The 13,590-nt window shown below is 64.9% G+C and carries 8 protein-coding genes; 2 read left to right on the top strand and 6 right to left on the bottom strand.

Features of this window, described 5'->3' with window-relative positions:
* Positions 1–107 precede the first annotated feature (107 nt).
* From PNAP_RS06075 to PNAP_RS06065, 3 genes are all read right to left on the bottom strand, one after another.
* Complete coding sequence (locus PNAP_RS06075; RefSeq protein WP_011800621.1) at positions 108–539, bottom strand: type II toxin-antitoxin system VapC family toxin; 432 nt, start codon at positions 537–539, stop codon at positions 108–110.
* Complete coding sequence (locus PNAP_RS06070) at positions 536–841, bottom strand: type II toxin-antitoxin system Phd/YefM family antitoxin (RefSeq protein WP_011800620.1); 306 nt, start codon at positions 839–841, stop codon at positions 536–538. The genes PNAP_RS06075 and PNAP_RS06070 overlap by 4 nt, the downstream gene beginning before the upstream one ends.
* Positions 842–1,035: 194 nt before the next feature.
* Positions 1,036–7,011, bottom strand: a complete 5,976-nt coding sequence (locus tag PNAP_RS06065) for a DUF3320 domain-containing protein (protein ID WP_011800619.1) — start codon at positions 7,009–7,011, stop codon at positions 1,036–1,038.
* A gap of 226 nt (positions 7,012–7,237) precedes the next feature.
* Here PNAP_RS06065 and acuI point away from each other — a divergent pair, with 226 nt between their 5' ends.
* A complete protein-coding gene (acuI, locus tag PNAP_RS06060) occupies positions 7,238–8,224 on the top strand; it encodes an acrylyl-CoA reductase (NADPH) (protein ID WP_011800618.1) in 987 nt (328 codons plus the stop codon).
* 107 nt (positions 8,225–8,331) lie between these two features.
* Positions 8,332–10,134 (top strand): alkaline phosphatase D family protein, encoded by a 1,803-nt coding sequence (locus PNAP_RS06055; RefSeq protein WP_011800617.1) that lies wholly within the window; start codon positions 8,332–8,334, stop codon positions 10,132–10,134.
* A gap of 59 nt (positions 10,135–10,193) precedes the next feature.
* Here PNAP_RS06055 and PNAP_RS06050 read toward each other — a convergent pair whose 3' ends face one another.
* From PNAP_RS06050 to PNAP_RS06040, 3 genes are read right to left on the bottom strand one after another with little or no spacing between them, the layout of a single operon-like run.
* Positions 10,194–11,012: a transglutaminase family protein gene (locus tag PNAP_RS06050; protein WP_011800616.1), complete on the bottom strand. Its 819-nt coding sequence runs from the start codon at positions 11,010–11,012 to the stop codon at positions 10,194–10,196.
* Positions 11,013–11,049: 37 nt separating this feature from the next.
* Positions 11,050–12,012 carry an alpha-E domain-containing protein gene (locus PNAP_RS06045; RefSeq protein WP_011800615.1) on the bottom strand — a complete coding sequence of 321 codons (963 nt, stop codon included), beginning with the start codon at positions 12,010–12,012 and terminating at the stop codon, positions 11,050–11,052.
* 2 nt (positions 12,013–12,014) lie between these two features.
* Entirely contained in the window at positions 12,015–13,523 is a 1,509-nt protein-coding gene (locus PNAP_RS06040) for a circularly permuted type 2 ATP-grasp protein (RefSeq protein ID WP_041376560.1), read from the bottom strand.
* Positions 13,524–13,590: the final 67 nt, after the last annotated feature.

Below are 13,590 nucleotides of genomic sequence, written 5' to 3'. Positions count from 1 at the left end.
GTTTAAGGAACCACGGGGTCAGGTCTCCCATTTTGCAAACCTGCCCGCAGGCACAAGTCGAATTCGATCCTGATATCTCATGCTCCCCCGCGTGCCAAGCCGCGCCCTTACCCGGCAGTTCCGCCCGCGTCCGGCAAGCTGAAGGGATCAAACACCCGCACACCCGTCAGCTCGAAATCCTTCACATTGCGCGTCACCACCGTCAGGTTGTGGCACAAGGCCGTGGCGGCGATCAGGTTGTCAATGCCCTTGTTGCCGGTTTGCACGCACAGCCGCCCCCACAGTTTGGCAATCGCCGGGGTTACTGGCAGGATGAAAGGGGCAAATTGCAATTCCATCAACGCCAGCCACCGGGCAAGCTCCCCGGCAAATTCAGGCGCCACGCGGCGCTGCCTTTCAATGCCCGCTTCGATCTCGCCAATGGTCAAGGCGCTTAGAAAAACAGTCTCGGCAGCCTGGCTTTTCAAATACGCCACCACGCCCGGGTTGGGCCTGGCTTTGCGCAGTTCGGACAGCACCACCGTGTCCAACAACATCATGAAAAATCAATATCGCGCGGTTGCACATCTTGACGCGGCGAGTCAGCCACTTCGCTGGCGGGCGCTTTGGGCATGGCCAGCAAATGCTCGACAAAACTCGCGGGCTTGTCCGCCCTGCCGGCCGCGCTGCGCTGCAAAGCTTCAAAGTCCTGCTCCGACAGCACCACCACCGCCGGCTTGCCGCGCCGCATGACATGCTGCGGCACGCCACGCAGGGCGTTGTCCACCAGGGCGCTGAATTGCGCCTTGGCATCTTGCAGCCGCCAGGCTGATGCTGTTGTTGGGGAGTGTGGGGTTGGCATGAATTTTTAGACTGGTTTACTAAACTAGTCTGATTTTATGCACCATCCTGGAAGCTCTGTTCATTGACGGAAAGGCGCTGCAAGCGGGTCAAAATTTCAGCATCAGACCCGCCAATTTTTTAAAAAGTGCATTTTGCGCAATATCCATGAGCGCAAGTAGCTATGCTATCAATAGCAAATTATGCCCGCCGCCATCACTCTACCAAGCGCACCTGGCCCTCGATGTCCACGACGAGTTCCGAGGCGATCAGGCGGTTCATGGCCTCGTTGGCCCGCGCTTCGGCCTCTTCGGGGACGCGGCTCATGCCCAGCAGCAGGCAGACCGAGCGCGCAGCGTCCTGCCGGGACGACGTGCCGGCTTGCTGCAACACGTGGTGGGCCAGCGCGGCAAGCTCTTCAAGGCAGACCTCGTCAACATGGCGGCGCGACGGCTCGCTGGCGTCGGCGATGCGAAACTGTTCCCATGAAGCGGTATCGGATTGCGCCGGCCAGTAAAAAATCGCCTCTTCCTCGATGGTGCGAACGAAGCGCTCGGGCGTCAGCGTTCTGAGCCGCTCGGATACCTTGGCGCCAATGCGCCCGATTCCCCAGGCATGGGCGACCTTTCGAAACAAGGCCGTTTCGGTGAGCGGACCCTCGGCTTCAATGACGTGGGCGAGGTGCTCCTCCAGGTCCGGCAAGGCGCTGGCGTCATGAAACATCAGCGGATCGCCTGCGGGCAGGCTGGCCGGGCGGTAGATGGCCAGGATCTCTTCTTCGCCGGGAAAGCCGTCCGGCTCCATCGGTAAACCCTGCGCTGCCTCGCTTTCAGGGGCCGGCTCAGGATCAGCCTGAAGCGCCGCAGGAACCTGCACCGCGCTGGCCGCCTGCGCGTCGTCCGGCATGACCACGATGGCCTTCAGCCGCTGGCTGATTTTTTCAATCTCGCCTTCCGGGTTGAGCCACCAGTCGGTGGACCAGATGCGCAGAATGTGCCAGCCCAGGCCTTCGAGCACATGCTGGCGCAGGCGGTCGCGGTCGCGCGCGGTGGCGGCCGAATGGTAGGTCGCGCCGTCGCATTCGATGCCGGCCAGGTAGCGGCCCGGCGCGCGCGGATCGACCACGCCGATGTCTAGCCGATAGCCCGAGCAGCCGACCTGCGGATGCACCTCCCAGCCGTGCTTGCGCAGCAGGCGGATCACCGCGACCTCGAACGGGCTGTCGGGCTCCTGGCCGGTCGGCAGGCTCTGCTCGGCCAGCGCGCGGTAGCCCTTGATGGCGAACTCCAGGTAATGCTTGAGGTCGCGCACGCCGGCGGCGCGCACGCGGGCCAGGTCGATCTGCTCGGGCCTCAGGGTGCTGTAGATGACGACGGCTTCGCGCGCCCGCGAAATCGCGACATTGAGCCGGCGCTGCCCGCCCTCGCCGTTGAGCGGCCCGAAGTTCATGGTCGTCTTGCCGGCCGCGTCCGGGCCGTAGGTGATCGAGAAAAAGATCACGTCGCGCTCGTCGCCCTGCACGTTTTCCAGGTTCTTGATGAACAACGGCTCGTTGGCGCGCGCCGCGATGGCGCGGTCGAGTTCCGGGCTGGCGCGGCGCCGGGCATCGACCAGCGTTTCAATCAGCAGTTGCTGGGGCTGGTTGAAGGTCACCACGCCAAGCGTCAGGTGCTTCTTGTGCGGCGACAGGTAATGCTCGGCGATGCCCTCGACAATCGCGTCGGCTTCAAGCCGGTTGGTGCGGCTGCCGCCCCGGTCATAGACCCCGGCTACATGCTCGAAGCGCACCGCGCTGTCGTCGGTGACCGGCGAGGGAAAGGTGATCAGGCTGGAGTCGTAGTAGTTGACGTTGCTGAAGGTGATCAGGCTTTCGTGGCGGCTGCGGTAATGCCACTGCAGGCTTAGCCGGTTCATGCCGGCGCCCAGGCATTCGTCGAGGATGCTTTCCAGGTCTTCCACCGGCTCCTCACCCATGCCATGGGCTCCGCCTTCCGGGTCGCCTGACTTGCTGAAAAAGCTGGTCGGCGGCAATTGCTTGGCATCGCCCACCACCACCAGTTGCCGGCCACGGGCAATCGCGCCGATGGCATCCCAGACCGGAATCTGCGAGGCTTCGTCGAAGACCACCAGGTCAAACGGCGCGTAGCCGGCGTCCAGGTACTGCGCGACCGACAGCGGCGACATCAGCAGGCAGGGCTTGAGCTTGGGCAGCAGGGTCGGCAGGCCGCGAACCAACTGGCGCACCGGCATCTGCCGGCTCTTTTTTTGCAGCTCGCGCCGCAAGCGGCCCAGCTCGCTGTCGGGGCCGACCGCGCTGCCAGCCAGCGAAGGGATATGCCCGGACAGGGTGGCGACGATGTAATCCTCGGTCAGCTTCTGGAAGCGCACATCGGCATCACGGAACTCGTGGATCTTGCGCGCATGGTCGGCGCTGGAAAAGCCGCGCAGCAGCGGGTCGCGATCAATGGTTTTTTTCAGCCACCAGTTGCGGTAGCTGAACTTGAAATGCGACTCCACCTCGCCCAGGGGCACTTCCCCGTTTTCAAGGCTGGCGACCAGCGCCTGCAGGCCCTGGTCCATCGCCTGCTCGCGGACATTGCGCCACAGGCACCAGGGCTGGATCAGCCGCCGGTTGAGTTGCCAGGCGCTGAGCACGCCCTGGATGCGTTCCAGCGCGCCTTGCGCGCCATCAGGCCCCTGCAAGGGATCGACCGGCTGGGCCAGGGTTTCCAGCGCATCGAATTTCTGGCTGAATTCCCGCCAGGCGTCGCGGTAGGCCAGCAGCGCGCGGCCGGCCTGGCCGCCGGCGGCCAGGGCCGCGCGGTTGCTCGACACCAGCGGCGCCAGCGCCTGATGCAGCGGATTGACCTGCGCCAGATCAGCCCCGGCCACCCGCGTCACCGCATCGGCGAACTTCTTCGCCCACAACTCATGAGCGGCCAGGCTGGCCCAGTCGGTCTTGAGGCCGGCGTAAGACTCCTGCAGCAGCGCCTCGGCGTCCGCCTGCAGGCTGCGCAGCACCCGGTCTTCCTCATTCAGCGCCGCCAGCGGTGCCAGCAGGGCCTGCACATCGGCCTCGCCCGGGCGCTGGCTGTCGGTGCGAAATCCGCTCAGGCGACCGATGAGGGCGCGCTGGGCCAGCATGGACTTGGGCCACCAGTCGGAGCTGGCCTGCGCCCATTGCCCCTGAAGCTCCACCGCATTGAGCGTGGCGACCTGCTCCGTCCAGCCGGGGCCGATTTGCTGCCAGTGCTGGTTGCGCGCCAGGCCGTGCTGCGCCAGCGCATGCACGCGCGCCCGCGCGCCCGGGTCATGCGCCTGCCCGGCCAGGCCTGCGGGCACGCCGGGCGCCAGCAGCAGCACGTCGGCCAGCTGGTCGAGCGCGGCATAGGCGTCCAGGCTCAGGCCGGTGGTGGGCTGGCCGGTCAAACTTCCCAAGGCCGGTGATTTTTCCTGCAGGGAGCGAATGGCGGCTTCCAGCGCCTTGGCGGCGCCCAGCAACTCGTCCTGCCATGAATTCGACCAGTCGGTCTGCCCGATGAGGGACAGAGGATGATTCTCCAGCGTCGGCAGCGCACCGGCCAGCGAGGCCATGCGCCGGGCGGTTTCCTCCAGCCGGTCCAGGTCGGCCCGGTCGTGCGTCAAGGGATCAAGCCAAGGCATGGCCGAAGCTTCCTTGCCGGTATGGGCTATGCAGGTTCCGGTGGCTTCAAAGACAGTGAAGCCATTCGGGTACTCGTGGTGCAGCGAATCGACCAGCCCGTTGAGCGACTGGCGCATCTGCCCCAGCCGCCCGGCTTCGCGCGCCCAGTCATCGGCCGTGCGCTGGGCGCTGATGGCCAGCGACTTGCCGAGCTGCTGCAGCACGTCGGTCTTCTTGGCCTTGGACGAATGCAGTTCCAGGCAAAACGGTCCCAGCCCGATGCTGGAGAGGCGCCGGTGCACCACTTCGAGCGCCGCCATCTTTTCCGACACGAACAGCACCGTCTTGCCCTTGGCCAGGCTGTGCGCGATCAGGTTGGTGATGGTCTGGCTCTTGCCGGTGCCCGGCGGGCCTTCGAGCACCAGGTCGCGCCCGGCATCAACCGCGCAAATCGCCTTGAGCTGCGACGAGTCGGACAGCAGCGGCGTGAGGATGTCCTGGGGGCGATGGGTGATGTCGAGCCGGTCGAATTCGCCGTCCGTGCCTTCGCGCGCAAATGCCTCGCCGGGCTTGTCGATCAAATGCCTGACGACGCGGCTTTGCTTGAGCTGCTCGGTGCGGTCCTGCAAATCCTTCCACATCAAATACTTGGTGAACGAAAAAATGCCCAGGTGCGCCTGCTCCAGCACTTCCCATTGCGCAATCTCGCGCACCGCCAGCCGGAAGGACTGCAGCACCCGGGCCACATCGACGCCCTTGTCGTCGGTCGGCACCACATCCAGGCCGGCCACCTTCAGCTCGAAACTGGTTTTCAGCAGATGCAGCAGCGTCGGGTTGACGATGGCCTCGTCGTCATGCCGTATCAATCGAAAGCCGCTGCGCACCGACTGGCGCTGCAGCGTGACCGGGATCAGGAGCAGCGGCGCCAGATGCACCGCATCGGCCTTTTCGGCTTCGGTCCAGCGCAGCAGGCCCAGCGCCAGGTACAGCGTGTTGGCGCCGCCCTCCTCCAGCCCGGTGCGGGCGGCGCTGTAGATGGCCAGCAGGTTGCCATCCAGCGCATCCTTTGAAGCCCGGGCGAGCAATTCCCGGTTGCCCAGCGCTTCGAGCGCCATGTCGTCCAGCGGCGTGCTTCCGGCGCGCTGGGTATGCAGCTCGGCCATGCGCGGATCGGCGCCTTCCATGAGGTCGGGCAGCGGCCTGATCTTGAACTCGGCGCCGTCGGCCAGCGCGTCTTCGAGCCGGGCCAGCTCGGGCGCCACCAGTTGCAGCGTGGCCTTGGTCGGCTTGAAATTGAGCAGCCGGTTGCGCAGCGTCAGGTCGAGCAGCCGGGATTTCCAGGTGGACAGCCGGCCTTCGGGCGTGTCGTCTGCGCGCACATCCAGCGGCGCCAGCGAATCGGAGTCCAGCGGCGGCAGCAGCGGCATCGGCTCGATGGCCGCAGGCGCATCCTCGGGCGCCAGCTCGCCCGGTATCAGGGGAAGCGCGCGCGACGGCAGCGGCTTGATCTGCACTTCGCGGGCGCGGTGGATGTCAATCGCATAGCGAAAGCTGGCGTCTTCGAGCAGGTGGGCGTGGCCCTGCTCCATGGCAATCCGCAGCGATGGCCGCGAACTGGCATGCCGAGCCGCGCCCGTGGTTTCAAACACCAGGAATTCACCGCTGTCCACCCGCTTGCGGATGGCCTGCACGTCGTCGATCAGCGCGTCCGAAAAAGACGCCAGGTGCAGCCAGACGCCGACCCAGGCATGGCCCTCCTTGAGCAGAATGACCGGGCGCAGGCCGGCCTGCTCCAGGCACGAGGCGAACAGCATCGCCAAATCCAGGCAGGTGGCGACGCGCGCATCCAAAATGCGGTCGGGCATGCGGATTTTCTGGCCGTCGGCGCCGAACGAGGCCGGCGGCTCCACATACTGCAGGTTCTCGGCGGCAATCGTGCTGTAGATGCTGGAGACCTGCTTCCAGACCACATCGCGGTTCTTGGACTGGTAGCCGTTCATCGACAGCTCGGGATGGCTGGCGCGCAACAGCCTGGAGGCCTTGCCGATCAGCACATCGACGGCCGGGTTGTTGGGCATGCAAAACGCCGCCAGCAACTCGGGCAGCGCGCGCGTTCCGGCCCACTGGTCATAGGCCAGCACCTGGACCGGCTGGGTGGCGCTGGCCAGTTCCTGGCCGCCGGCTTCGGCCACGACCCGGATCGAGGCGTTGACCGACTCCTTCAGGTCCGCCAGAAAGGCATGGTCGGGCTGCAGGTCCAGCGGCGAGATGCGGCGCGTCTCGCCAGCGGCCAGCTTGTCAAAGCGCAGCTTCAGGCCCCGGGCAAACGCCGGGCTGCAGGACACCACGACCTCCAGGTTTTCAACCGTCTCAGCCATCAGGTTGGTCAGCCGAAGCGCCCGCACGACCGGAACGGCGTTTTGTATCGCGGCATAGCCGGTCGTGGCATCGGCCTCGATGTCGATCCGGATTTGTGCTTCAGGGGCGGCGGCGGGATCGTCCGCCATCGCGCCGTTCATGGCCAGGGGGTCGTTCTGCAAATAACTCATCGGGACTCAACTTTTTCGGGGAATTTTCGGCGGGACGAATGTCCCGAATTCAGGGGCAACGCACGGGCGTGGAGGACAGCGGAATTATGCGGCGAGTTGCATCGTGAAACCGGATGCGCCCGCCGCAAGGACAAGAAACAAAAGTGGGCATTGCATCGATTCTGGCGCTGTACGATGTTTGCGCGATCAAGCCGAGAATTCAACAACGAAGACCCAAGGAAATCACATGTTCAAAGCCCTGCTGCTGACAAAAACCCCGGAAGGCGCCACGCTCGCTGACATGGCGTCGCTTGACGAGGCGCAGTTGCCCAAAGGCGAAGTGCTCGTCGATGTGGCGTATTCGACCGTCAACTACAAGGACGCGCTGGCCATCACCGGCAGTTCTCCGGTGGTGCGCAAGTTCCCGATGGTGCCCGGCATTGACTTTGCCGGCACGGTGGCCGAAAGCCTGGATGCGCGCTTCAAGCCGGGTGACGCGGTGCTGCTCAACGGCTGGGGCGTCGGCGAAGGCCACTGGGGCGGCCTGGCGCAAAAGGCGCGCGTCAAAGCCGACTGGCTGGTGCCGATGCCAAAAGGCCTGGATGCGCGCCAGGCCATGGCCATCGGCACGGCGGGCTACACGGCGATGCTGTGCGTCATGGCCTTGCAGGACCGGGGCGTCACGCCGGCGGCCGGTCCAGTGCTGGTCACGGGCGCGAACGGCGGCGTGGGCAGCATCGCCATCGCGCTGCTCGCCCGCCTCGGCTTTGAAGTGCATGCCTCCACCGGCCGGATGGGCGAGGCCGGGCATTTGAGGCAGCTCGGCGCCACCGAACTGATAGAGCGCGCCACCTTGAGCGCACCGGGCAAGCTGCTGCAAAAGGAACGCTGGGCGGCAGCCGTGGACAGCGTGGGCAGCCACACGCTGGCCAATGTCTGCGCCAGCCTGAAATACGGCGGCACGGTGGCGGCCTGCGGCCTGGCGCAGGGCATGGACCTGCCGACCAGCGTGGCGCCCTTCATCCTGCGCGGCATCACGCTGGCAGGCGTTGACAGCGTGTATGCGCCCATGGCCAGGCGCCTGCTGGCCTGGGAGCGGCTCGCCAAGGAACTGCCGGCGGACCTGCTCGAAGCCAACACCGAAACCATCCCGCTGAATGCGGTGATCGCGCTGGCGCCGCGCCTGCTGGCGGGCCAGGTGCGCGGCCGGGTCCGGGTGGACCTGGCTGCCTGAAAGAAGCGCAGATACGCGCCCGCTTCGCAAACTCCTGGAGCCGCTTTTTCACGCTGCAGACACAAAACTCTTCTGTAATCGCGCTTCCATCAACAGGAGTTTGAAGCATGTCAGAAGTTACCAGCCGCCGTGAGTTTTTGCTGAAAACGGCAGCTGCCGTTGTCGCGGGCAGTTCAGTCGTGGCCTGCGGCGGCAGCGACGACAGCACGCCCGTGCCTCCGGCGCAATTCACCTATGGCGTGGCCAGCGGCGACCCACTGTCTGATCGCGTGATCCTGTGGACTTACGCCAAAGTCGCTGACAGCAATGCCTCCGTGCCGCTGACCTGGCAAGTGGCCACTGACAGCAGCTTCGCCAATATCGTCAGCTCCGGCTCGGTCGAGGCGCTGCCGGCCAACGGCTTCACCGCCAAGGTCGATGCCACCGGCCTGAGCGCAGGCGCGAGTTACTTCTATCGCTTTCGCGATGCGGCCGGAACCACTTCCACCGTCGGCGCCACGCGCACCCTGCCGGCCGCATCGGTGGCGAGCGTCAAGTTCGCCGTGTTCTCCTGCTCGCTGTACTCGGAAGGCTACTTCAATGCCTACGCCGATGCCGCCAGGTCAGACGCGCTGTATGCCCTTCACCTGGGCGACTACATCTACGAGTACGGCTCGGACACGGCCAAATACGGCAACAAGGACGCCGTGGCGCTGGGCCGCGTGGCGGCCCCGGCCAGCGACATCGCCAGCCTGGCCGACTACCGCCAGCGCTATGCGCAGTACAAGTCGGATGCCGATCTGCAGGCCCTGCACGCCAAAATGCCGTGGATCACGATCTGGGACGACCACGAATTCGCCAACAATGCCTATAAGGATGGCGCTGAAAACCACAACCCGGCCACCCAAGGCGACTGGGCCACGCGCAAGGCCATGGCCGCGAAGGCTTACCACGAGTGGTTGCCGATCCGCACGGCCGACACGGCCAATCTGCTGAAAATTTACCGCCACTTCGATTTCGGCAAGCTGCTGTCACTGCACATGCTCGACACCCGCATCGAGGGCCGCGACCGCCAGTATGACAACTTCGGCGACGCCGATGGCGGCATCGGGCGCTACATCACGGGTCTGACCCCGGTGGGCGGCGTCCTGCCCGACGCCTCGCGCCGCATTATCAGCACCGCGCAGCAGGACTGGCTGACCGCTGGCTTGGCCACCTCCACCGCCACCTGGCAGTTCCTGGGCAACCAGGACATCATGGCCCGCATGTGGTTTCCGGCGTCGGTGCTGCGCAAGCAGGCGGCCGCCTTCGCCTCGCCACCAACAGCCACACTGGCCGATGTGACAGCCGCCATCAATGATTACCTGACCGCCAAGGCCACGCGCGCAGCCGCTGGCCCGGGCGCGCTGACGCCAACCCAGGCCGCCCTGCTCGATCCGGCGATCAACCCGACCCTGCCCTACAACCTGGATGCCTGGGACGGCTACCCGACCCAGCGCGATGCGATTTTGACCACTGTGAAAAACATGAACAAGCAACTGGTGGTGCTGTCGGGCGACTCGCACAACGGCTGGTTTACCCAGCTCACCACGCTCGCGGGCGTCAAGGCGGGCGTCGAGTTTGCAGGCAGCTCGGTCAGCTCGACCGGATTCGAGGCCGTCGGCCTGGGCGAACTGGCGTCTTCGCTGGACGGATCGGTGTTGGTGCCGCAACTGGGCACGGCGGCCATCGGCGCCGGCCTGGGCCTGGTGGACGACCTAGGCTACGTCGATACGAAGCGCCGGGGCTACCTCTTGATGACGGTGACCGCAGCCAGCGTCAAGGGCGAATATGTGTTCGTCAATACGGTCAAGTCAAAGACCTACACCGCCAGCATCGGCAAAACCATCACGGTCACCAGCGCGGGCGTCGTCAGCTACGGCGACGCCTGAGCGCGGCTGCGGGTTGCGAACAGGCTCCGTGCGTGCAACCCTGACCGGACAGGTCAGTCTCAGGCCGGCTCGATGGTGATGCTCACCGTCATCGATTCCTCGCCGCCGCCGTGCCGCACGCCCTTGCTGGGCGGGCAGGCGTTGTAGTCGGTGCCCATCGCCAGGCGCACATGGCGCTCGTCGATCAGGCAGCTGTGCGTCACGTCGATGCTGACCCAGCGCCGCGCGGCCATGTCCAGGCAGACATCGGCCCAGGCGTGGCTGGCCAGATCGGGCTCGTTGGCGGCGTAGAAATACCCGCTGACGTAGCGCGCCGCAAGCCCCAGGCTGCGGCAGACCGCCACCATCACATGCGCCTGATCCTGGCACACGCCGGCGCCGGCCTCGAACGCCTGTAGCGCCGTGGTGGTCACGTTGGTGCTATTTTTTAGATAGCTGACAGCGCCCGCCACGCCTGCGCTAAGGGCCAAAAGCTCATGTAAATCAGCCTTTGCGCCCGGCTGCGTGGTGATGAAGCGCCGGCCGAATTCGGCCAGGCGCGGATGCGGCTGGGCCAGCGATGAGGCGCGCAGGTAAAGCTGCGGCAGCGGCATGCTAGGGTCGTCGGTGAATTCCGCGACGCCCAGGGTTTCCACAATGCCGGCCGCATTGACCAGGCTCCAGCGCACGTTGTCGGACAGTTCGCCGACAAAGGTATAGGAGTGGATGCTGTTGCCAAAGGCGTCATGCTGGGCAAACAACTCCCTGGGCGCGCCCAGGCTCCAGAAATTCACGGTTTGCGCCGACCCGGTCAGCGGCGTGAGCCAGAGCGTCTGCAGCGCATAGCGCAAGGGCTCGGTGTAGCGGTAGTCGGTGGTGTGCTTGACGTGAAGCTTCATCGCAAGGCCTTTACAGGGGCGCCGGCCAACACCTTTTTCAACGCGTGACCGGAACCAGGAACTCCCGGCTGATGTGCGCGCCAAGCTCATTGACGCGGTCCAGGAACTGCATCAGGAAGGCATGCAGGCCGGCCGACAGAATCTCGTCGATGCGGGCGTACTGCAGGTCCGAGCGCAGTTTTCCGGCGCGGCGCTGGGTTTCGCTCTGCGGGTCGCTGGTGACCATGGACAGGTTCATGATGACCTCGTTGAGGCAGCCCAGCAGCGAGCGCGGCATGTCCGGGCGCAGGATCAGCAACTCGGCCACCCGCTCGGGCTTGATGACGTCGCGGTACACCTTGCGATAGACCTCGAAGGCCGAGACGCTGCGCAAAATCGCGCTCCAGTGGTAAAAATCATGCTCCTGCTCCTCCTCGCCGGCAACGCTCGGGAAGTCGCTTTGAATCGCATGGAACTTCACATCGACCAGCCGGGCGGTGTTGTCGGCGCGCTCCAGGAAGGTGCCCAGGCGCAGGAAGTGAAAGGCTTCGTCCTGCAGCATGGTGCCGGCCGTCACGCCGCGCGAGAGGTGCGAACGGAACTTGACCCATTCGAAGAACTTGCCCGGGTCGCGCTCGAAGTCGCCGTGGCGCAGCATGCGGATGACTTCAAGGTAGGTCTGGTTCTGGGTTTCCCAGACCTCGGTGGTCAGCGTGCCGCGCACGGCGCGCGCGTTCTCGCGGGCGTTGCGCAGGCAGGACACGATGCTGGACGGATTTTTTTCATCCCGCACCATGAAATCCATGACATCTTGCGCGGTGATACTTTCGCCGTACTTGGCGGCATAGGCGGGCTTGAGTTCGCTGATGCTGAGCAAGCCGCGCCAGCCGGTTTGCACGTCGGCCGTGGATTGCGGCAGCAGCGAGGTCTGGTAGTTCACATCGAGCAGGCGGGCGGTGTTTTCGGCGCGCTCGGTGTAGCGCGACATCCAGAACAGGTGATCGGCGGTGCGTGACAACATTTTCAGACTCCTACGGCGATGGATTGCGACTGCGATTGCGACTGGGTCGCCGAGGGGATGGAAGGCGCCGAATCCGATTCCAGAATCCAGGTGTCCTTGGTGCCGCCGCCCTGCGACGAATTGACGACCAGCGAGCCGTCCTTCAGCGCCACGCGCGTCAGGCCGCCGGGCACCATCTGCACGTCCTTGCCGCTCAGCACGAAGGGTCGCAGGTCGATGTGGCGCGGGGCAATGCCGCTTTCGACATAGGTCGGGCAGGTCGAGAGGCTCAGCGTGGGCTGGGCGATGTAGCCCGACGGATTGGCCAGCAGCGCGGCGCGGAAGTCTTCGATTTCGGCCTTGGTCGAGGCCGGCCCGACCAGCATGCCGTAGCCGCCGGCGCCATGCACTTCCTTGACGACCAGGTCTTTCAGGTTGGCCAGCGTGTACTTCAGGTCGTCGGGGTTGCGGCACATGTAGGTCGGCACGTTCTTGAGGATCGGTTTTTCGCCGAGGTAGAACTCGATCATCTTGGGCACGTAAGGGTAAATCGACTTGTCGTCGGCCACGCCGGTGCCGATGGCGTTGCAGATGGCCACGTTGCCGCTGCGGTACACATTGAGCAGGCCCGCGCAGCCCAGCGTTGAATTGGGCCGGAACGCCAGCGGATCAAGGAAATCGTCATCGACGCGGCGGTAGATCACATCGACGCGCCTGGGGCCGCGCGTGGTGCGCATGTACACAAAATTGTCCTTGACGAACAGGTCCAGGCCCTCGACCAGCTCGACGCCCATTTGCTGGGCCAGAAAGGCATGCTCGAAATAAGCCGAGTTGTGCATGCCGGGCGTCAGCACCACCACGGTGGGCTCGGCGGTGGCCGGCGGCGCCATGGCGCGCAGGGTTTCGAGCAGCAGGTCGGGGTAATGCTCGACCGGGGCGACGCGGTTCTGGCTGAACAGCTCGGGGAACAGCCGCATCATCATCTTGCGGTCTTCGAGCATGTAGCTCACGCCGCTGGGCACGCGCAGGTTGTCTTCGAGCACGTAGTACTCGCCCTCGCCTTGCGCGTTGGGCGCGCGCACGATGTCGATGCCGCTGATGTGCGAATAAATGTTTCCCGGCACTTTCACGCCGATCATCTCGGGACGGAACTGCGCGTTCTGGAAGATCTGCTCCGACGGGATGATGCCCGCCTTGATGATCTCCTGCTCGTGGTACACATCGTGGATGAAGCGGTTCAGCGCGGTGACCCGCTGGACCAGGCCTTTTTCCATCGACGCCCATTCGTGCGCCGGAATGATGCGGGGAATCAGGTCAAACGGAATCAGCCGCTCGGCGCCCGAGCCGTCTTCGTCCTTGTCGCCATAAACGGCAAAGGTGATGCCCACCCGGCGAAAGATCATTTCCGCTTCGGCGCGGCGCGCCTGCATCACATCGGCCGGCTGCTGGGCCAGCCAGCGCTGGTAGCCCTGGTAGTGTTTGCGCACGCTTTCAGTGCTGGCATTCATCTCGTCAAACATCGGTCGGCTCATAAGCTTAAATTTCCGTCTAGGTTTGGAATCAGTAAATACTTCCACCATAGCTTAGCAAGTTATGCGC

The organism is Polaromonas naphthalenivorans CJ2 (assembly GCF_000015505.1).
GTDB classification, from domain to species: domain Bacteria; phylum Pseudomonadota; class Gammaproteobacteria; order Burkholderiales; family Burkholderiaceae_C; genus Polaromonas; species Polaromonas naphthalenivorans.
The sequence above is the reverse complement of the archived record's forward strand: the minus strand, read 5'-3'. Positions and strand labels throughout refer to the sequence as shown.